General features: G+C 62.7%; 20 protein-coding genes. 9 read left to right on the top strand and 11 right to left on the bottom strand.

Annotated elements, in window-relative coordinates:
• From RT655_RS19545 to RT655_RS19525, 5 genes are all read left to right on the top strand, one after another.
• Positions 1-1,047 carry a fatty acid desaturase gene (locus RT655_RS19545; protein WP_313540369.1) on the top strand — a complete coding sequence of 349 codons (1,047 nt, stop codon included), beginning with the start codon at positions 1-3 and terminating at the stop codon, positions 1,045-1,047.
• 100 nt (positions 1,048-1,147) lie between these two features.
• Positions 1,148-2,191: an alpha/beta hydrolase gene (locus RT655_RS19540; protein WP_313540367.1), complete on the top strand. Its 1,044-nt coding sequence runs from the start codon at positions 1,148-1,150 to the stop codon at positions 2,189-2,191.
• 193 nt (positions 2,192-2,384) lie between these two features.
• Positions 2,385-3,104: an ATP-binding protein gene (locus RT655_RS19535; protein ID WP_313540364.1), complete on the top strand. Its 720-nt coding sequence runs from the start codon at positions 2,385-2,387 to the stop codon at positions 3,102-3,104.
• Positions 3,105-3,993: 889 nt separating this feature from the next.
• Positions 3,994-4,884, top strand: coding sequence for an alpha/beta hydrolase (locus RT655_RS19530; RefSeq protein WP_313540361.1), 891 nt, complete (start codon positions 3,994-3,996; stop codon positions 4,882-4,884).
• Positions 4,885-5,421: 537 nt separating this feature from the next.
• Positions 5,422-6,120 (top strand): Crp/Fnr family transcriptional regulator, encoded by a 699-nt coding sequence (locus RT655_RS19525; RefSeq protein WP_313540358.1) that lies wholly within the window; start codon positions 5,422-5,424, stop codon positions 6,118-6,120.
• Positions 6,121-6,207: 87 nt separating this feature from the next.
• Here RT655_RS19525 and RT655_RS19520 read toward each other — a convergent pair whose 3' ends face one another.
• Both RT655_RS19520 and RT655_RS19515 read right to left on the bottom strand, forming a co-directional pair.
• Positions 6,208-6,486 carry an HU family DNA-binding protein gene (locus tag RT655_RS19520; RefSeq protein ID WP_313540355.1) on the bottom strand — a complete coding sequence of 93 codons (279 nt, stop codon included), beginning with the start codon at positions 6,484-6,486 and terminating at the stop codon, positions 6,208-6,210.
• Between the two features lie 744 nt (positions 6,487-7,230).
• Positions 7,231-8,205 (bottom strand): prolyl oligopeptidase family serine peptidase, encoded by a 975-nt coding sequence (locus RT655_RS19515; RefSeq protein ID WP_313540353.1) that lies wholly within the window; start codon positions 8,203-8,205, stop codon positions 7,231-7,233.
• A gap of 203 nt (positions 8,206-8,408) precedes the next feature.
• On the opposite strand from RT655_RS19515, the gene RT655_RS19510 reads away from it, so the two are divergent.
• Positions 8,409-9,113: a LytTR family DNA-binding domain-containing protein gene (locus RT655_RS19510; RefSeq protein WP_313540351.1), complete on the top strand. Its 705-nt coding sequence runs from the start codon at positions 8,409-8,411 to the stop codon at positions 9,111-9,113.
• A gap of 111 nt (positions 9,114-9,224) precedes the next feature.
• Here the strand turns inward: RT655_RS19510 and RT655_RS19505 are convergent, their stop codons facing one another.
• On the bottom strand, positions 9,225-9,629 hold the full coding sequence (locus tag RT655_RS19505; protein WP_313540349.1) for a hypothetical protein: 405 nt from the start codon (positions 9,627-9,629) through the stop codon (positions 9,225-9,227).
• 146 nt (positions 9,630-9,775) lie between these two features.
• A complete protein-coding gene (locus RT655_RS19500; RefSeq protein ID WP_313540346.1) occupies positions 9,776-10,528 on the bottom strand; it encodes an SDR family oxidoreductase in 753 nt (250 codons plus the stop codon).
• Positions 10,529-10,950: 422 nt separating this feature from the next.
• Between RT655_RS19500 and RT655_RS19495 the strand changes: the two genes are divergently transcribed.
• From RT655_RS19495 to RT655_RS19485, 3 genes are all read left to right on the top strand, one after another.
• Positions 10,951-11,412, top strand: a complete 462-nt coding sequence (locus RT655_RS19495) for a hypothetical protein (protein WP_313540343.1) — start codon at positions 10,951-10,953, stop codon at positions 11,410-11,412.
• 333 nt (positions 11,413-11,745) lie between these two features.
• Positions 11,746-13,281: a sensor histidine kinase gene (locus RT655_RS19490; protein WP_313540340.1), complete on the top strand. Its 1,536-nt coding sequence runs from the start codon at positions 11,746-11,748 to the stop codon at positions 13,279-13,281.
• A gap of 15 nt (positions 13,282-13,296) precedes the next feature.
• Positions 13,297-13,674 (top strand): response regulator, encoded by a 378-nt coding sequence (locus tag RT655_RS19485; protein ID WP_313540337.1) that lies wholly within the window; start codon positions 13,297-13,299, stop codon positions 13,672-13,674.
• A 480-nt stretch (positions 13,675-14,154) separates the two neighbouring features.
• Here RT655_RS19485 and RT655_RS19480 read toward each other — a convergent pair whose 3' ends face one another.
• The 7 genes from RT655_RS19480 to RT655_RS19450 form a co-directional block, all read right to left on the bottom strand.
• Complete coding sequence (locus RT655_RS19480; protein ID WP_313540334.1) at positions 14,155-14,709, bottom strand: UrcA family protein; 555 nt, start codon at positions 14,707-14,709, stop codon at positions 14,155-14,157.
• 58 nt (positions 14,710-14,767) lie between these two features.
• The gene (locus RT655_RS19475; RefSeq protein ID WP_313540331.1) at positions 14,768-15,283 is read right to left on the bottom strand and encodes a hypothetical protein; all 516 of its coding nucleotides are present in this window, start codon (positions 15,281-15,283) and stop codon (positions 14,768-14,770) included.
• A gap of 144 nt (positions 15,284-15,427) precedes the next feature.
• Positions 15,428-16,072: a hypothetical protein gene (locus RT655_RS19470; protein ID WP_313540328.1), complete on the bottom strand. Its 645-nt coding sequence runs from the start codon at positions 16,070-16,072 to the stop codon at positions 15,428-15,430.
• Entirely contained in the window at positions 16,069-16,341 is a 273-nt protein-coding gene (locus RT655_RS19465) for a PadR family transcriptional regulator (RefSeq protein WP_313540325.1), read from the bottom strand. Before RT655_RS19465 ends, RT655_RS19470 begins: the two co-directional genes overlap by 4 nt.
• 88 nt (positions 16,342-16,429) lie before the next feature.
• On the bottom strand, positions 16,430-17,317 hold the full coding sequence (locus RT655_RS19460; protein WP_313540323.1) for a serine hydrolase domain-containing protein: 888 nt from the start codon (positions 17,315-17,317) through the stop codon (positions 16,430-16,432).
• Positions 17,242-17,841 carry a serine hydrolase domain-containing protein gene (locus RT655_RS19455; RefSeq protein WP_313540320.1) on the bottom strand — a complete coding sequence of 200 codons (600 nt, stop codon included), beginning with the start codon at positions 17,839-17,841 and terminating at the stop codon, positions 17,242-17,244. Before RT655_RS19455 ends, RT655_RS19460 begins: the two co-directional genes overlap by 76 nt.
• A 563-nt stretch (positions 17,842-18,404) precedes the next feature.
• Positions 18,405-20,807 (bottom strand): TonB-dependent receptor, encoded by a 2,403-nt coding sequence (locus RT655_RS19450; protein WP_313540317.1) that lies wholly within the window; start codon positions 20,805-20,807, stop codon positions 18,405-18,407.
• Between the last annotated feature and the right edge of the window lie 28 nt (positions 20,808-20,835).

Raw genomic sequence — 20,835 nt, 5'->3', positions numbered from 1 at the left:
GTGACGGCCTTCCGTACCTCTGATGGCCGGCGCGGGTTGCTGGAATTGCTCGTCAGCGCGGTGCCGCTGATGCTCCTTTGGCTGCTGATGTGGTTTGCCCTGGACATCCACTTCGGGCTCGCATTGCTGCTGTCCGTTCCCGCCGCCGGCTTTCTGCTGCGCCTTTTCCTCATCCAGCATGACTGCGGCCACGGTGCCTTTTTCACCAGGCGGCGCGCCAATGACTGGGTAGGCCGATGCATCGGCGTGCTGACCCTCACGCCCTATGAATATTGGCGGCGCACCCACGCCCTGCATCATGCCGGCACCGGCAATCTCGATCGGCGCGGTTTCGGCGACGTGACGACCCTGACGGTCGAGGAGTTCGCGAGCCTGGGACGCTTGGCACGGCTGCGATATCGCCTGTATCGCAGCCCCTTCACCCTGTTCGTGCTCGGGCCGGCCTTCGTCTTTCTTCTGCAGCACCGCCTGCCTATCGGATTGATGAACGCCGGGTGGCGCCCGTGGATCAGCACACTGGGTACGAACGCGGCGCTGCTGGCCGCGTGTGCCGGCCTTATCCATGTCGTGGGCTTCTGGACGTTCCTCTCCATCCAGCTGCCGATCACCCTGATCGCGGCATCGGTGGGCGTGTGGCTGTTCTACGTCCAGCACCAGTTCGAGCACACCTATTGGCAATCCGGCAGGGCGTGGAGCTTCCAGGAAGCTGCGCTGTTCGGCAGCTCCCATTACACATTGCCGCCGATCCTGCGGTGGTTCACGGCCAATATCGGGCTGCATCACCTCCATCAACTGTGCAGCAGGATACCCTTTTACCGTCTTCCGGCAGCCCTTGCCGCTCGACCGGAACTCGCGGATCTCAACCGTCTAGGCTTCGCTGAAAGCGTGAGGTCGGTGCGGCTCGTCCTGTGGGATGCCCAGTCGGGACGCCTGGTTTCCTTTGCGGAAGCAGGGTCGGCAGCGGCGTGCGATCGGAAGAAGCCGGAAGTTCCGGCGACGGCGCGCGAGCTTCATCCCGCCATCACACTTGGATCGACACGCGGCTGAAGAGGATCGATCTCCCCGAGCCGCTGCGCCCCCTGAAAGCGACTCCGTATAAGGCGGAAGAAGCGTGCAACTTTGTGCACTGCACAATGGTTCATTTCGCATGACACGGAAACCCAACAAGAAGCTCGCGCGGATGCGCGCCGCGGCCGCCACGCCCGCACGTCGCAGCTTCGTTGCCCGGCACGCGCGATCGCTCGGCGCAGGTGCCGCCGCACTGGTGGGGAGCGCCGTGATCAATCGCATCCAGGCGCGCCGCGCCGAAGCCAAGACGCCGCCTGCCGGCGCGTTCGTCGACATTGACGGAACGCGGCTCCATTATGTCGAGCGCGGTCAGGGTCCGGCCGTCGTTCTGCTGCACGGCAACGGCATGACGCTGCAGGACTTCGAGGCCAGCGGCGTTCTCGGGCTCGCTGCGGAACATCACCGCGTGCTGGCGTTCGATCGCCCGGGGTTCGGCTATAGCAGCCGGCCACGGTCCACCTTGTGGACCCCGACCGCACAAGCGGACGTCATCGCGCGTGCGCTGGTGCAGCTTGGCGTGGAGCGCGCCGTGGTGGTCGGGCACAGCTGGGGCGCCATGGTCGCACTGGCGCTGGCGCTGAACCACCCGGAGATCGTCGGGGGGCTGGTGCTCCTCTCGGGCTATTATTACGGCACGATCCGGCCCGATGTCCTGCCCGCGGCCTTGCCGGCGGTTCCCGTCGTCGGGGATCTGATGGCAATGACGCTCTCGCCAATCGCCGGGCTGCTCACCGGACCGATCGCGCTGAAGGCGAGCTTCGCGCCGGCGCCGGTTTCCGACAAGATGGCCGATTTCCCGGCCGGACTTGCGCTGCGCCCGTCGCAGATCCGCGCAGCTGCGGCGGAAGGCGCGCTGATGATACCGGCAGCGATGGCGCTCGCACCCCGCTACCCCGAACTTGCACTGCCGGTGATCATCATGGCCGGCGAAGGCGATCTGGTGACCTTTCCCAGAAAGCATGCTGAGCGTCTCGCTCGGGACATTCCAGGGGCCGAGCTGCGCCTGGTCTCAGGCCAGGGCCACTTTCTCCATTATGGCGTTCCGGAGCGGGTGACGGCTTCCATCGCCGCGCTCATCCTTCGGGCGAAGATGCCGGCTTCGCGGGATGCGCCGACGGCGTGACGAGAAGGCGTGCCTGGTTCCCTTCGGATGCCGCGCTGGTTTCGCGAGCGCTTCACGCCTCGCGGCACCGGACGTAGGAACGATCTGAAGCGAAGCGAATAATTGTTCGGGCCCCTGCCCGATCTTAATCCTCGTCATGAACTCGATCCGCGTTCGATGTACTTTAAGCGCCTCCTCCAGGGGGTATGCGTCGATGAACCGAGAGACTGAAACCTCCCGACCCGCGATAGATTACACGCGGAACGAGTCACGATCGCTCGTCCATCTGTTCAGCCCTACACCTCCATTATTTTCAGACGACGCTGCCGGGTTGCAATCCCACCCGTCGATATGGGCCGAGGACTCGGCGCACCGCGCAAAAAACCTGTCGCAACTGGCGTCGGCACTGACGCGCATCCGATCGCCGATCGACGAATCCTGCGACAACACGAAGAATGCACAAATCGCTAGCGAGCTGGCGGCTGCCTATGCGGCACTCGCGGAAGAAAAGCCGGACGGCGTGTCAACACCTTGTGCCGCGCTTCTCGTCGCGATCGGGGAAGGGCTCGTAACGCTCTTCGGTCAACATCCGCAACCTGTCGGACTCCGTTGCCTCGTGTCGGAACAATGGCTTTCCAGCCACGCCCGCCGCGCGCTGGTGCTTATTGCAAGCGAGCTCATCATCAACGCGCTGAAATATGCATTCCCCACCAGGGGTGGATCCATCGTCGTCACCCTTGTCTCCTTCACGGATCACTTGGCTTTGAGGGTGCAAGATGATGGCATTGGTACGTCCGCAACAATGGCATCGGGCACTGGCGGCCGCATACTCGATGCCCTTGTCGCTCAGATCGACGCTCGCGTTGAACGCACGCAACCGTCTGACGGCGGACTTTGCGTTTCCGTGATCATGCCCCTGCGCGCGGCACGCTAAGACATTCGGCAGGGTTGCCACGTAACCGCCCTTCCGCCGTCAACGCAGCTACAGCCACAATCTTCGATAAATTTTCCTAAACACCCATCCACAGAACGGCACGAAAATGTTCGATACTGATGAATCGGACATATAAGTGCAAATTTTTATCGACTCTATTTACCGGATTAGCCATTATCCAACTTCGCATCTTTGGCACAAATGCAACATCCTACTTCAAAAATGATGCAATCACGTCGATTATATCGTTTATAGAACCCATAGAATCGTATGATGATTATTCTACTATTGGCAGACCTGACTGCAGATCGATGCGTGCCGCTTGGAGCAGTCAGATCACAAATTGTTCAGCGCTTACAAGGCCGTTTGCGGGACGAGATCGTCTGCATGCGCTGGCACGCTGTTGGCGCCCCCCGCCACACCAGCCATGGCCGACGCAGACCCCATGCATCAGCGCTCTGTAGTCAGAGTTCTCCCTCATGAGCTTTATCGACCACACAACGGGAGCATCAGCAATTGGGAGGGGGGCCGCCAGTTCGGAATCACGATTCCAGGGCGATAATGCCGGTGGAGCGTTTAGGGCTGCCGATGGCCGCTTGCGGCTGGCACGGTCGTTTCCACCCGCTGATGGAAACGGCTTGAGTTGGTCGGGAGCCGCCGGAAGGGGAAGGGGAAGGGAGGCCAGGCGACTGCGCGCCCAAACTCGGACATTCAGGAGGCCGATCGGCCTTTCTGAAAGCGGACGCAAACGGCGGGCCCTCGATCCTCGCGGTCGGCGGCTGGAAGTAATAGTTTGCCGACAGGCAGCTTCGCAAAAAGGTCTTCGAATGTGAGCATTGTCATGCGTCCGTGCAGCCGCCTATGTTTTTGCTTTCGACCGGGAACCGGCATGCACCAGACTCTTGTGGCAAAGCTCATCGCCTGCGTTGCTCTCCTCTCGCCCGCAACAGCTGCTACCAGCGACGATAAGGCGATCGACGGCCGTTTCGATGTAGGAGGGCGCTCCATACGGCTAGCCTGCAAGGGCGCAGGCAGTCCCTCCGTGGTGATCGACGCCGGGATGGGAACGGCACCTGTCGAAGACCCGGGCTGGAACGCAATCGCGGACCAAGTGGCCTCGACAACGCGAGTCTGCCTGTACGATCGCGCCGGTCTCGGCGGGAGCGATCCGGCACCAGCGGGGTCGCGCTCCAGCCTCGATTGCGCGGCTGACCTGCACGCCGCACTGTCCTCCGCCCGGATAGAGGGGCCCTACCTTCTGGTCGGCCATTCGGTAGGCGGGCTCCACGCGCAGGTGTTCGCCGCCAAATATCCATCCGACACCGCCGGGCTCGTGCTGGTGTCTACGACGCATCCCGATCAATTTTCGAAATGGCTAACGCTGTTGCCCGCGCCCGCCCAGGGCGAGGAAAAGGCTGTCACCGAGGCACGCTCCTTTCTTATCAGTATGCAGACGGATCCCAGCAAAAACGAAGAACGGCTGGATATGCGGGCAAGCGCGAGGCAGGCGCATCTCCTCACCTCGCTTGGCAGCAAGCCGGTCATCATCGCTACGCACAGCCCGCGCTTCCGCATGGTGCCCGGCTTGTCGGAGCCGCTTGCCGTCAAGCTGGAAGACGCAACGCAGCAAATGCAGCGCGGATATCTGTCGCTGTCGACCAATGCGCATCAGAACGTCGCCGAACGGGCTGGCCATGGCCTGCCGCACGAAGCACCGAAGTTCGTAGTCGACAACATTCTTCAAGGTGTCGCGGCGGTCCGGGAGCACGTAGTTCGATAATTGGCCGCGCGGCCGCCGCGCTTCGAGCCTGGCGCGAAAGCGTTTTGGCTAGTCCGCTCCAAAAAACGCATTAAGTTTATCTAATGACCGGGATTGGGCGGTAAAGGTCGCGCGGAGGAGGGCAGGGGCGCCAGGCAGCAGCGCGCCCACTTCCCGCCGTCAGAAGGCTGTCGTGCGATCCCTCTAAGCGGAAATTCTTGAGCCTTATTCGCAGTTCCTTGTGCTCTGCTGATGTTCCGATGCTGCGCTTGGAGGGGCCGAAGGAAGGGAAAGCCGAAGGCATCAGTTCCACCAATCCCAACCCCCTCGCCCCTCGACGGTTCGGTGACTCGGCGGTCTCATGCACCATTGGAGATGGCGGCCCGACTGCCGCTGGCTAGTTGTATCCTGCGCATATATGAATATCAGTTCTGAAATCTGCCCCTCGACACAGGGAGGTAGCTTGCGCTTTGGCGCATACAGCTGCTGGCGGCGCATTGCTCGACGAACGTCAAACAGGGATGACCGGTGCCTTATCCGATTCACAGATATCGAGCTTTGGCAAACCTGACTGACCTGGAGGAACGCGCTCTGCGTGAGCTTGGTCCCATAGAGACCCAGAGGCGACGCGGCGAAACATTCCAGCGGGAAGGCGACCAACTCAGCGGCTTTCACCTTCATAATGCGGGGTGGATCTCGTCGTCGATCGTGCTCCGCGGTGGCAGGCGTCTGATTCAGAAAGTGCATTTGCCTGGCGACATCCTAGGCACGCCGAGCATGGCCCTCCAGACGGCTGCCCACACCTTGACGTGCATCACGGACGCCGTGACCGCGTATGTTCCATATACTCGGTTCCGCGATCTCTACACGCTTGCTCCGCGCGTGGCAGCCCTGTTCACCATGGCGGTCCAGATTGAGCGGCTCAGTCTCATAGATATGCTCGCGGCAGTCGGCCACGCATCAGCAAGGGCGCGGTTGAGCAGGCTTCTACTCGACCTTCGCGCGCGGCTCGCGCCGCTTGGATTGGTAGAAGACGATGCCTTCGACCTGCCACTTACGCAGGAAGTGCTGGGCGACCTCCTCGGTCTGACGTCGGTGCATGTCAATCGAACGATCCGAGACATGGAACGGGAGGGGCTTATTGCCCGCAGCGATCACAGGATTAAGTTGGTAGACGTGGCGAAACTCCAAAATTTATCGCCTTTGCCGCTCCGACAGCTAGCATTCGAGCCGCCTTGGTTGCCGCCACGGGCCTGACCCATCCCTCGCCAGCCCATCCCAGCCGATCAGCTACAAGCGCGAAGGCGGTGGTGCTCCTAGGAACAGGAAACCCGCCGACGGTGCCTACGCGTTCAAGCGCTGCCTCATCTCCTTACCAGGCTTGAAATAGGGGACATTCGTCGAGTCCACCTCGACAGCTTCTCCGGTACGTGGATTTCTCCCGGTCCGGGCATCTCTCGTTCGCGCCGAGAAGGTGCCAAAACCGCGCAGTTCCACACGACCACCATTGCGAAGCTGCCCGACGATCTCATCAAAGAAGATTGAAACAATGTGCTCTACCTCTGCAGCTGCAAGGCTCGCATTCTCCTGAAGCAGGCAGCTCACCAACTCTGAACGCACCATTATTCCCTCCCGATCAAGTACTCGCGGTATCCCTTTAACATGGCAACTTTGTGATCGACGAGGTAGGGAGAAGTACCGCACGCACCTTAATTGTCCCCAATTCGCGGCAACCTTGTACGATCGTGTTCCACGAGGTCTTCGTGCGGCTGCGAGCACGGGAGTGGACGTACACCAGTAAGAGTGGGACGCTGCGTCCAATGGCCAGGCACCCCGTCGCAGCTGATTAACCATTTCACGCTATGCCGGTCTTTCCCTGGCAAGCGGTAAAGCGATGGACATCGTCGACCTCGATCACTTCGGCAAACGGCTGCCCCCCTGGGTTTCGGCGGCAGCAAACGACAACGAATCGTGCGATCCGAGACGCCCCAAGTGGCTTAGGTCTGTCTAAGTGCACGCAGTGCCGCCTTCTTGACCTAAGTAATCGGAGCGTTGATAGCGATCTAAGGGGGCAGGCCGATCACCACGCGATGGAGTAGATGTCTACTGGTGAGTGATTGACGGACAGGGCACCTGCGCGCCCAAAGTCGGACATTCAGGGGGCCGTTCGACCTTCCTGAAAGCGGACGCAAACGGCGGCCCCTCAATCCTCGCGGTCGGCGGCTGGAAGTGGTGGAAAGCGGACGCTCGGCTTGTGGAAGCCATACAGAGGTTAGCTGACGTCATAGAGCGTCGCCTAAACAGTGTTGATCGCTAGCCTGGCCGGCTCCCGATCCCGTGCCAGAAAGGAAGCCGGCTGCAACGCACTCAGCTGCGCCGCTTCGCACCCAGGTGAGACGCGAAGAAGTTCACCACGGCCGTATTGAACGCTGTGTGAAAGGCTGCGCGGTCGAACCCCGGTGCACTCTGGCAGATAATCGGAGCTGCGGTGGGAACTGCGCAGGGAGTAAGAAAATCGAAGTGACCGGCACTCGGAACGGTGTGGAATTCGGGCTTGCGTGGTAGCGCAGCCCTGATCGCATCCGCATAGAATGGCGCGGGAAGGACGTGATCCTCATCAGCGCGCCAGAGTTGAACCGGTAGGCGAACGCCGGCAAGGTTGGCGGGGGTAAAGGTAAAGCCCAAGGCGGGCGCGGCAACAACGATCGCTTTGATGCGATCGTCGCGCAGCTTGGGCCATGACGTCGACACGGTCGGAGGATGCGCCTTGATCAGCGTGCAATCAAAGAAAGCGGGATGTGCCGCGCAGTGGGCAGGAAGACGAGTAAGGTCCGGCGTCCCGCCAGCGGCGGCAAGGACGGTGAACCCGCCCGCCGAAAAGCCGAACGCGCCGATACGATCCTTATCGATGGCGTGGTGTCCGTGCCACGCCTGCAGCATGTACGAGATAGTGGCGCTGAGCGCAGCCGGGCGCCGCTCGACCTCGGTGGCCCGGCTGCTGTCGCGCCAATTGTCGCCTGGGTGAGTCAAGGCGGCGACGATGAAGCCGGCGCGCGCAAGCGCCACCGCGGTATCAACATGGCCAGCGAAATCACCCCCGCTTCCATGCGAGATCACGATCAGGGGATGCGGGCTTTCGGCGACGACTGCGCCGGGCACGACATCCTGTGCGTAAAGCCCCAGCCGCTGGTGAGAGGGCGTGCCAGAAGCCGGGTACCAGACGCCTAGCTCGATGCCATCCCCTGCCACTTGCCGCTCGAAACCGACTTGCGCAGATTGAGCGTTCGCCGGTGGCATGACGACGATGAGAAACAAGGCGGCAAGGAAAAGACGTATCGGCATGATTGAACTCCATGTTGAACTGGAGTCTGTTGGCCGCCTGATGTCACCCTCGAAAGCCCGATTTCGTGAATGGGTGAATGGGTTCGCCAGTCGGCAAATGGGCTTCGCTTGGCGGCTCGCCCGCGATAGGAGAGGACGTGATACGCCCAACCTCGCCTGATCCCACAGCTCACCGCACGGCGACGCCGATGCGCTGGGCCGGCATGACAATCGCAGTCGGCGTTCTGTTGGCGATTATGGGACCGTTCGGCAGCTACATGAATGGCGGCCCGGTTCGGCTCCTTGCTTATTGGGTCGGCGCGATGCTGCTGGGGCTAATCCTTTATGGTTCGGCGTACAGGATCGTCTCCGCCCTGACGGTGTGTGGGTCGCCGAGATGGTGGCTGGCGCTGGTTGGAGCGACACTGCTCGCCAGCATCCCGGAAGCACTTTCGACGCGCGCGGTGGCATTCTTGCTGTGGCCCGAATTGCGGTCGTTTGACCTGTCGGTTCTTCGATGGTTCGCGCAGACGGCGACGATCGGGGTCGTTGGCATGGCAGCGATTGGCTTCGCGTTACGCCGCCCCGCAGGGGCTGCAAAAGAAAATAGCGCGCTCTCGCCGGCTGATGAGATCATCGCCCGACTGGGGCAAGACGTGCTGGCACTGCAGGTGGAGGACCACTACGTTCGGGTGCATCGGTCCACGCGCTCGGAGATGGTCCTGATTTCATTGGGCCGCGCGATCGATGCCATGGAGGTACCGGGCTTGCGAACGCATCGGTCATGGTGGGTCGCGAGCCATGCCGTGGTATCCGTCCAAGGCAACGCCCGCTCAATGAAGCTTTTGCTCAGCAACGGTGTAACGGCGCCTGTGGCTCGATCTGCCGTTACGCATCTCAGGGCTGCCGGCCTGATCCCCAACGGCTAAAACCCTGCGCCGCAGTGTAACGGCCGCCGTAAAAGACTTAAACGGGAAGCTTCTACACCACGGCCGCGAGTTCACGGGCGCGCTTTACATCCTTTGGCCGGCCAAATGCGGTCAGGATTGCATGTAACTCGGTTTCTCAGGGACAAAGACAGACGTGCCACCCACATCAAAGCAGTGCCGTGTGGCGGGCTGAATCGGCTGCCAAGCCTCACCGAGCCGATGGCAAAAACTCGCCATGAACTCCACTAGTAACGCTGTCGAACCGGTCCACGTACCGAAAATGCTGGACCAAAATGCAGCGTGCGTCGATCCGGGCTTAAGGTCTATGCCGATCGTGCGCAGGATGCTTCGTGCGTCGGCGACGCTCAACAACACGTCCACATCCGCAACATCGCCCGCGTCAGCGCTATGCAGGGCGACGGCTGCGCTCCCGATGATCCACCAAGGATCACACGCTTCAACCATGACGTTTCCCACCGTGTTCAATGTCGTAAAGAGAGGCGAACTAACCATCATCGATCAACGATAATGCCTGGTCCTCCCACTCGGGACGCAATTCTGGAACGGGAAGTTCCATGAGGATCATCGCCGTACAAAGCTTCAGAGCCGCCCATTCTGCGACCGGGAGTGTCGATGGGCTGGATTGCCCAAGTTGAGGTGGTTTAGAGCTTGACCGCGGAGTTGCCACCATCTGCCCATAGAGCCGACCCTGTGACGAAGCTGGACATGTCGCTGGCGAGAAACAGAGCGGCCTGGGCAATCTCCTCGGGTCGAGCAATGCGCTTCATCGCGTGAAGACCAGCAGCCCACGCCTGCTGGGCCGCGTCGCCAGCCATTTCGGTCGCTGTGCCTCCGGGTAGCAGCGCGTTCGCGCGGATACCGGCAGCCGCATAGTCAGCCGCTATGCTGCGGACGAGCCCTAGAAGCCCCGCCTTTGCAGCGCCATAAGCGCTCATGCCTGGTAGCCCGACACTGTTGCCAACAAAGCTGCCGGTGAAGACGAGCGTCCCACCGCCTTCTTCCAACATCGCCGGGATCTGCGAGCGGGCGCCCAGGAAAGCGGCGGTGAGGTTTGTCATGAGCACCTCTGACCATTGCTGAAGCGAGATATTTGCCAGGGGTGCCATGGTTCCGACCAGTCCGGCGTTGTTGAACGCAATATGCAAGCCGCCGAAGGTTGAGCGCGCCGCATCGATGGCATGACCATGGGTACGCTCCTCCGTAACGTCACCCACAATTGCGAGTGCGCGGCCACCTTGGCCCTGGATTTCAGCAACGACCCTCTCCAGAGACGCTTGCCGCCTGGCGACCAGCACCACGGACGCGCCATGAGTCGCAAAGAGTTTTGCTGCCGCTCGCCCGATCCCCGAGCTGGCACCGGTGACGACGGCTACCTTGTCCTTCAACAAAACCATATTCCAAGCTCCCCTGGTGGAGCCGATCAGGTAAGGGGTACCGGTTGAGCGGGCGTCCCTTTCTTTGCGCTCAAATGATCGAGGCGCCGTTTCCGTCTCTTTTGGCGAACGGTTGAGCCATTTGCTGATGCTCCTCTGGCGTAAGTCGCTCGACTTGCCTCATCGCGACAAACGTCAGCTCTTGGGGCGGTAACGGTCGCGCGGAGGAGGGCAGGGGCGCCAGGCAGGAGCGCGCCCAAAGTCGGACATCCAAGGACGCGATTGACCTCTCCAAAAGCAGACGCAGCCGTACAGACCCTCGACGAGCCCTGTCGGCGACTGAAATTGGTGGAGAGCCGACATAAGCAGCGAAGCTCGAGGTATCACGGGATCAATGCTTGCGACCCCTATGGCTTTCCGGCATCCGCAAACCGATGCCGCCCTTGTCTGCCGCTTTGCAAAAAACCGTCATTGCCACAGCATCGCTGATGACCGAGGCTCGCGATCCATGGTGGATTATTTCTGGCGCTGCTGCAGCGATCCACGGCGCGCACCCTATCACGGTTTCTGACGTGGACGTGATGGTGAGCGTTTCCGACGCACGCCGTATTTTTTCGCGCGTTGGGATTAGGAAAGCGCCCCCGTCGGATCATCCCCGCTTTCGATCCGAAGCTTTCGGCCAGTGGACGGAGTGCCCGTTGGTTGTGGAGTTCATGGCTAACTTCATGCTGCGAGAGCTGGATGGAGTCTGGCGTCCCATGAAGCCGGCGACCCGTCAACAAATCCGCGTGGAGTCTGCCACCCTATTCGTTCCCGAGATCTGGGAATTGCGAGCAATGTTCGAAAGGTTCGGCCGCGCGAAGGATCATGAGCGTATCGCTCTTCTCGATAGATTGTCGCGGTAGAGTCTGCCATTGGGGCGGGAGCCGCCATGGCGGAAAATGGTGGGAAGCGGACGTGCTGGTTTTTAAGCGGAAAAGCTCAGTAGCTGCCGTCTAGAAGAGCTGATTGGCGGGGCTAGCGGCGTATCGAGTTTCATTCAGAACCACGAGGCGAACGAACGCAGACCGCCATGAGCTTTTTCGCCGCGCATCGTATCGCAATTTCCACCTATCATCCCACTACGAATGCACCTAGGGCTGTCCAAGTTGGAAGTCCGGGGGGACGGCCAGGCTATTCAAAGGGGGCGAAAATTGCCACATGGTCCGGCCGTACGTCGCGCAGGCGCGCTGAGGGAGTTGGCGGTACTCGACACTCCGGAAGAGCAGGCGTTCGATGACATCGTCTTTATCGCTTCGCGTACGTGCGATACGCCGATCGCGCTAATCAGCCTCCTCGATCATGACCGGCAGTGGTTTAAGGCCCGCGTTGGCCTCGACGTCGGGCAGACCGAGATCGCTCAGTCGGTGTGCCAGATCGACGTGGACGATGCCGACATGCTGATCATCCCCGATCTGACCTGTGATCCCAATACCGCATTGAATCCGCTCGTAGTCGGCGAGCGAGCATTTCGCTTCTATGCAGGCGCACCCCTGATCCTCCGCTCCGGGGTTGTGGTAGGACGGCTATGTGTAATCGATACGAGGCCGCGCCCGGAAGGGCTTACGCACGAACAGGCAACACTCCTGCGCGCCTTGGGACGTCAGGTGTCGGATCAGCTCGATCTCCGGCTCGCTGCTCAGACCAGTGCGCGGCTGCTAGAGCTACAATCGGCGCTGATCGAAATTGGCGAGCGCATCCGCGCTAGCGATGGGGCGGTTAATATGACCGCGGGGGTGGCTGCCATAGTAGGGCGTGTCCTCAAGGTTGAACGGGCGAGTTTCGGGGTCGTCGACCCAGACGTGGAGATTGTCGACGTGGAGGCGGACTGGACCGCACCGGGTGTTGCTAGCATCGCTGGGCGTCACCGTTTCAACGATTACGGTGCACTTCGCCACGAGCTGGTGGCGGGCGAACCGCTTGTGATCGAGGACGTGACGACCGATCACCGGACCTCAGATACGACAGCTGCGATGCACGCGCTCGACATCAACGCACTGGTCAACATGCCGGTGCGGGAGCGCGGACGCACGGTCGCCATCTTCATCGTCAACGCCGCACGACCGCGCATATGGACAACTGACGAGCTGCTATTCCTCCGCGGAGTTGCAGATCGGCTTGAGGCGGGTGTCGCTCGCCTGCGCGCGGAACAGCAGCAAAGCATTCTCAACGGCGAGATCAATCACCGCCTCAAGAACATGCTTTCGATGGTTCAGGCGATCGCTAGTCAGACTTTGCGCGCCGTTTCCGAGCGCGAGCCGGTGGAGAGCTTCGAGCGCCGCCTCGTGGCGCTGAGTGCCGCCCACGACGTTTTGGTTCAGAAGAGCTGGAAGGACGCTGACCTGCGAACGGTGGCCGAAGCTGTGGTGGAAACGGTCGGCTTCGTTGAGCGCGTCACCCTTGATGGTCCTTCGGTTCCGCTAGGCGCACGCGCCGCGCTATCTTTTTCCCTCATCGTTCATGAGCTGATGACGAATGCATGCAAATATGGCTCACTGTGCACGGAGGATGGTCGCGTCGAACTGACATGGAGTATTGACGGAAGCGGCCCGACTGCTTCGCTGATAGTTCGCTGGCGCGAGCGCGGCGGGCCCCCTATTGCCGCGCCTAGCAAGAAAGGCTTTGGCTCCAGACTGATACAACTTGGTCTGACTGGGACGGGCGGAACTGAACTTCGCTATGAGTCCGAAGGACTCGAGGCCGACCTGCGAGCCTCCATCGAGCACTTGGTATAGGCGTAGCAGGAAACGATGATTGATACTCGTAAAGCTTCCGTCCCAATCGTCCTTGTCGTTGAGGACGAGCCGTTGTTGCGGCTTTTCGCGGCACAGGTGGTCGAAGATGCCGGCTACGAAGCGTTGGAAGCAGCCAGCGCCGCCGAGGCCATCGCGATATTGGAGAGCAGACCGGACATAAGGATCGTCTTTACCGACATCGACATGCCCGGCGGACTGGACGGCATTAAGCTCGCCGCGTGCATTCGCGACCGCTGGCCTCCAATTAAGATCATCATCACGTCGGGAAAGCCCTTGCCTCCAAGCACAGTGATGCCTGCAGAGGCTGTCTTCTTCCCCAAGCCATACCGGCAGGACCGCGTGATTGCCTCACTACATCGCCTGGCCGCGTAAAGCGGTTTCAACGATCAGCAATCCCAATCACTGGAAGCGGACCTAGGTTGGCGGAACTCCGTTTGGGGACCCCGAAGCGGAACTGGCGCCCAACCCTAGGACGATGAGCGTCTAACCGCCCGACTTCACACAGCCTGTCTCCAATGTTTCTTGACCAAAGCCGAGCGTCGGGGATGGGACAATGTGAATTAGCCCACCTATTGAATGACGGCTTTTAGGATCGCCAATCAAAGATCTGAACGGCCGATTTTGGGCGAAAGCTGAACCGCCAGTTTGCACAACCCGAATGGCGGTTTCAGCAGAAGCGGACGCAAACGACCGACGCTCGGATCCGCGCTGCAGGGACTGGAACTGGAACGAAGCCGTCATTGTATCGCGGCTCCCCCAGTGTCGGCTTCGAGTAAGAGCCGACACTTCTGTTTGTTCATCGGTATGCGGGCGGGCATTGCGGTCACCCGGCGGCTCGCCTGAGCGAGGAGATCACATACTTCTTCGCCTTCGCTCCACAATATGCACTGGCGAGTAAGTCTCGCGCTGCAGGTTTGGCGCGATCAGCACCCGACAACGGAAAGCGGGCGCTGTCGCCCCGGCTTCCGCCCCTAGACGGCGCCAATTCGAGGCAGGCCTTTTCGGTTTGCGCATCGCCGGTATTCGGCTTGGACCTTGTTCTCGACGCCCCGCACGATACGCCCGTCGGACGTTCGCAGGCATATGCTGCGCCAGCAGAATAGCGGCAGCACCGGGACAGTTCCGCTCGCTCGCCAGCTGAGCATCGAAGCGCGTATCTGGGTCCATCGGGTCGTAAGCCTTGCAGAAGGAGCCAGCAGCAAGGTCGACCCGGCGTACCAGTCTGGCGCGATCATCTGCGGCATCAAGCCGCAGATCGCGATAGGCGACGACCATGCGCGGCGGGAATGCCACCGCCGACGTATCGCCGGCGCACGCCGACAGCACCGCGGCGCTGAGGAGCACCAACAACTTCATGATTTTCTCCGCTGTTGATTGGCGCTGATCGCGCCATAGGATGATCGCCACGATCCCGCCTGCCGATCACGCCGATTGCCTTTATGTCACTGCCGGTAAAGCGGCTGGCTCACCTCGGGCGGCGGAAATGGAAGTTTCTGACGAAGGGCGCTCCACCGGCGTCCGCAGCCGCCGCAGACTCCGTCATTTCCTTGCCGCCCGATGAGATTGCATAGACCCGCACCGAGCCGAGCATCTTGTTCTTCGCAAGGCTCATGACCAGCACGTTGGACGCCGGCTGGTTGATCGCGGCGCTGTCGGCTTCCGAGTTGTCGCCTTCGCCTGCCGACGCCGATCCGTCGCGTGCGTAGCGCACCGCCATGTGCCGGACGCTGCCGTCCGGCGCGGTGATGTCGACAGTGGTCCGCCACTGACCAGCGCCGACATCCTCAAAGGTGTAGAGGACCCGGCGGGGTGGCGGACCATAGTTGGAGGGCATGCGGCTAAGGTCGAGCTCCCAGGTTCCCAAAAAAGGGGACCGGCTCGCGGGGGGGCTCTCCGGCCCCGCGACGGCCGCCCCGAGAGGCAGCAGGAACAAGGCTGTCGCCGAACAGCGCAGGATGGAAGGAAGGGCTGCGGTTCGCATGCATCTTCTCCTTGCTCCGAGGATGCGGCGGGGGCTCCGCAGCGACGAACGCGTCGCTTAATGGCACCGCTTGCAGCAATGCGGCCACGCGCTCCGGGGCGGTGCACCCGAAGACCGTCTCGAATTCGTCGCAGTACGACGTGCTTACCGGACCGGCGTGGGTGCCGAACCGGGCGAGAAATGTGCGTGCCAGCGCGCCACGCTGGCAATGATCGCCAGCTCGATCGCGAGCACCGCGCCCTGGAGCAGCGCCTGCCGGCCATCGATGAACAACACGCTGAGGAACGTCACCAGCGTCGCCGATGCGGCCAGGCTCAGGCTACCCCAGCGAAGCGCTGCCGCCCAATCGCGCTCCAGCACCACCCAGGCGATCCGCAGATGCCCCAGCCCGATCAGCAGCTGGAGCAGCGCCAGCGACGGGATCGCCGCCTGGTAGACGCCGCGCAGCAGGCTCTCCTGCAGGCCGCCGTCGATCAGCGCGCCGCCCAGTCCGTGCCGACCGGGATAGAGATAGGGCAGCCCGAACAGCGCGCAGCCGATCTGCAGCGCCGCCATCGGCAGCAGCACCCCGATCGCCACGGCATAGCTGGTGAGGACGAATTGCCCTTCCTCGGCCGCGAACAGCCCGCGCCCTGCCGCCAGGAGGCACCCGAACGCGAACTGCACCGGCGCGCCTTCGGCGATCGCCGTGTCGAGTTCCGCTTCCATCGCCATCGCCCAGTCGCGCTTGCGCTCGCCGAGGCAAGCGGCCGCCAGGCGGAGCAGCGCGCGTGCGAACCATGCCTTCATGCCAGCGCTCCCTTGAGCGGTTGGCCCGGCGCACTGCCGGCGAGGTCGCGCGCAAGGGCGAGGCCCGCCGAGGTCAGGCGGTAAGCGTGACGCGCGGGGCGTCCGGGCTGGGCGGGCTCGCGCCACTCGGCCTCGACGAGCCCCTGCTCGGTCATCCGCATCAGCAACGGATACAGCGTCCCGGACAACAGGCTGGTGGCCTTCATCAGGTCATAGCCATGTCGCCATTCGCCCTGCGTCTCCGAGAGCGCTTCGAGGAGGCGACACATCTGCTGCGAGGGCTTTCGATTCCGAACCATGGCATCATACCAACATATGTAGATTTAAGAGTCAAGCGCCTGCGCCGTGTTGCTCGGGTCAGCGGTTCTTGCCCGAGGCCGCCGACGCTACGGCCGTCCGGACGAGGCGCATCGGCGGCCCGCCTTCGACGATCGTGAAACTTGCATAGTCCGCATCGAAGGCAATCACCACGCCGAGCGCGTTGGAGAAGAACCGCGTCGGCGACAGCGCCATCAGCCGCTCCGGACTGGGTGCGCCCGCATCGGCGAACAATCCTTCAGGAAGGGCTTCCAGTCGCACCGAAAGTCCTCCGCCCTCGAACCGCCCCGCCGCCTTTGCCAGCACGGCAAGCGGGAGCTGCTTTTCCTGCACCGCGGGCGGCGCGATGTCCGCCCAGCCATAGTCGGTTGCCACCGCGCGGACGACCTCGTCGATCAGCCGCCGGCCCTGACCGCCATTGGTGAGCGCGACAATGCCCTCGCCCTTGCCGGCATAGGCGATCATGTACGACTGGAAGCCTTCGTTGACCCCGTCATGTCCGAAGCGTTCAGGCGCGGTGGTGTAGAGCTCGACGCCCAGCCCCCAATGGTCTTTGACCGGCCGCAGCATCGCCCGCGCCATCGCCGGGGACAGCCGATGGCCCCGCCGACCGGCGGCCGACGCCTGCAGGTCGATCAGCAGGCGCGCGAGATCGCCGGCGCTTGTCCATAGCCCCGCCGGCGCCAGCTCGGGATAGACGTGATAGTTGCCGCGCACCGGCTGGCCCGCGACATGGCCGAAGACGATGTTTGCGAGGAGGTCGGCGGATGGCGGCTGCGCGAAGGCGCTCCGCGTCATGCGCAAGGGGCCGAGGAGTTCGCGCTGCGCGAGCTCGGCAAGTGGCAGGCCGGTTACATCCTGCAGGGCGAGCTGGGTGAGAACATAGCCACCGCCGGAATATTGGAATTGCGCCCCCGCCGGCAGCACGCGCGCACCGCCATGTTGTTGGCCGGCGCCGCGCCCTCCAGGATCTGCACCGTCGTCGGCAACGGCGCTCCGGGGAGATAGCCGTCGAAGCCATGTACGCCCAGCCCGGCCGTGTGGCTCAGCAGTTGCCGCAGCGTGACACCCCGCGGCGCCAGACGGGCATCGCCAGGGAGGTGCCAGCTCCGCAGGGACAGGTTGATGTCGCTGTCGAGCGCCAGTTTGCGCTGCTTCACCAGACGGAGTGCGATCACGGCGGTGGCAACCTTGCTGATCGACGCCGCCTGGAACGCCGTATCCGGCGTGACGGGCGCGCAACTAGCAGTGTCCCGCACGCCCCAGCCGCGGGCCCAGTCTATTCGGCCCCGGTGGACGACCGCGATGCTGATCCCCGGTACGCCATAGAGGCGTATGCGCACCGCCAGGCTAGATGGCCCGTCCCCTGGCGCACGCACCGGCGACAACAGGTTGGTTTCGACCGCGCGGGTGTGGCGATTGGTGAGGCCACCCGCGTCACGGTCTGGCATCCGGCAAGGTAATGGGGAGGCGTCTGCCACCGCTGGCACCGCTGCGCCCGTGCCAAGCAGCAAGGCGAGCATCGTGGTTCGTGCGTAAGTCATTGCTGCACCTCCAGCGACGTCGATCCGCGACACGGAATGCCCGTTCGGAAGCTGACGCCAACGCGCATTTATCGACATATGTAGACTTTAGAGTCAACTGGCGCTGCGGCTATAGCTGCAGTATTAGTCTAGCGCAGCTTGCCGAAGACGCGGCCTTCGGCAAGCCTTCTCAAGGCTCCTACCGGATGTGTGAGGGCAGTTGGGCCATAGACACGGGACTGGCGGGTTTCGGCACGAGCACCCGTTTAAAACCCGGTCGGCGAAGGACCGAGCTTGGTCGGGAGCGGCCGCAGGAAGGCGGGCGGGGACACCAGGCAGTTGCGCGCCCAGTTCCGGCCGTTCAGCAGACTTACCGATCCTACCAAAAGCGGACGCAGACGGACAGCGCCCGACCACCAGTCGGAGAGCAGGGGGGTGGAGACTGGCCCCGCACCGTTCGGCACTTTCGAAGCGGAGCCGCCCTTCAGAAATTAAAGCCTGAAACGGATTGTACCCCCGATTGTCCGAGGATCGCTTGGGGTTCCTACGATTAGGCCTGAGTTGCCCGCCTGGATCGTCAGGTTCTGGATGTAGTCGGAGGCGAACAGATTGCGGGCAAACACGATGAGTTCGATGCCGTTCGGAAGACGATAGCCGATGTTGGCGTTCGTGAGGTTGTATCCATCGATCATCGTGAAGCGCGACAGCCCTGGGTCGCCGTTATAGCTGCTGCGCGACGCCGTATCGATGTGCAGCATGACCTCGCCCGCGCCCACCCGTCGAACGTAGTCGGCGCCGGCGGTGAAGGCGAAGCGCGGAAGCGACGCCAGCCGCTTGCCGGTGAGACTGCACTGGGTCGTAGCTGCGGTCTGCACTTCCAGGGGGCACGGTCCAGACGGATAGTCTGTATACCGACCATCTGAATAAGCGAGGCTCCCCCGCACGCTCAGCCCCGGCAGCAGGAGCGCGGTCGCGTCGGCCTCGATGCCCTTCACGGTCACTTCGGGGATATTGGACAGATAGCCGCGCAGCTGCACCGTCTGGGTCAGCGAGTTCTCGACGACGGTCGCCTGGAAGTTGTGGACCTTGGTATAGAAGCCGTCGACATTCAGCAGCAGACGGCGGCCAAAGAAGCTGTTCTTGAGGCCGACCTCGTAAGTTTCGTTCCGCTCAGGGCGCACGACTGCGGTGGCGAGCACCGGTTGGTTGTTGTTGTCGAGCGGCAGGCCCGACATGTTGATGCCGCCCGATTTGAAGCCGCGGGCATAGCTGGCATAGGCCATGGTGCCCGGCGTCGCCTGCCAGGCGATGTTGGCGCGGCCCGACAGGCTGCCGTCATTGTCGTGCGCGGTGTAGCTCTGAGGGCGGAGGACCCCAAGCCGGGCCGCCGTCAACGCTGCGTTGGTAGTCGCAGGACCGCCGAACACCGTGGTGTTATAGCTGCCGTCCTTGTCCTCCTGGGTGTACCGCAGGCCGCCCGTCAGCGTCAGGTCGGGCACGATGCGCCAGTTCACCTCGCCGAACGCCGCATAGCTCATGGTATGGAAGTCGGTGCGGCCATCCTGACCATAGCCGTCGAGCAGGTTTGCGGGCACGGGTGTGGCGTTGGTGCCGGTGGTGGTCCCGATCAGATAGCGTGCCGCCGCCGGACCGTAGATGCTGATCGGCCGCCCGACGATCTTCTGGCCGAACAGGTAGAGCCCGGCGACGTAGGACAGCGCGCGCTCGCCATTCGAGGCGAGGCGGAACTCTTGGCTGTACTGGTCCTGCCGCGAGGGGATGTGCTGCGACATTTGCACCGGAATGCCGGTGTAGTCGCGGTCATTCTCCGCATCCCAATTCCAGAAGCGCCACGCGCTTATCGAGGTGAGCGTTGAAGAGCCCAGATTCCAGTCGACGATCGCGCTGACGCCGCCCTCGTTGGTGTCGGTGTTCAGCGGGCCATCGATATCGACCTTGCGATCATAGGGGTTGGTGCTGGGCGGCGCATAGCCAAACTGCGCGGCTAGACCAGAGGGACCGCCGAACTGGCGGCTGGCAGCGCGCAGGCTCGTGCCGGTGCGCAGGTAGACCTGGGTGCAGCAATAGGCCTGGAAATTGGTGAAGTCCGCGATCAGCCGCACCTGCAGCCGATCATCGGGCTTGTAGAGCAACTGCCCGCGCACCGCCTGCGTGCCGAGCGTGTTGGCGGCCACGCCCGTGCGGACATTGTCCAGCACGCCGTCGCGCCGGGTGGAGACGCCGGAGACCCGATAGGCCAGCACGTCCGAGATCGGCCCTGAAGCCCAACCCTTGGCCTGGACGAAGTTGTAGTCGCCGTAGGAAAGCTCGACGAAACCTTCGCGGGTGAAGCTCGGCGCGCGCGTCGTGATGTTGAGCGCACCGGCGGTGGTGTTCTTGCCGAACAGGGTGCCCTGCGGCCCCCGCAGTTCCTCCACCTGCGCGATGTCGGCAAAGTCGAAGGCGGCGGTGGCGGGACGGGCGTGATAGACTTGGTCGACATAGAAGCCGACGCCCGGTTCCAGCCCGTCATTGGCCTGGCTGACCGCGACGACGCTCGATCCCAGGCCGCGAATGGTGAAGGCGGTGTTGCGCGGATTGGCGGAGCTGTAGTTGAGGCTGGGGATCAGGGTGGTGAGCCCTTGCGTGTTCACCGTGTAGCTCTGGTCGAGCAGGTCGCCGCCGACGACCGACATTGCCGCAGGCACGCGCTGCGCATCCTCGGCGCGGCGGCGGGCGGTCACCACCACCTCGGCCAATCCGGATGCGTCGGCGTCGTCGCCCTGTACCCCCAGCTGCGACTTCGATTGGGGATCCTCGGTTTGCGCGCCGGCTGGTGCAGCCACGGCAATCAGGGCGAGTGCACCTAGCGAAAGGACGAAGGCATTGGACATGAACGGATCCCCTTTTGCCCGGGTGCCC

It is taken from the genome of Sphingomonas sp., assembly GCF_032114135.1.
GTDB lineage: Bacteria > Pseudomonadota > Alphaproteobacteria > Sphingomonadales > Sphingomonadaceae > Sphingomonas.
This window is presented reverse-complemented; position numbering and strand designations above follow the sequence as displayed.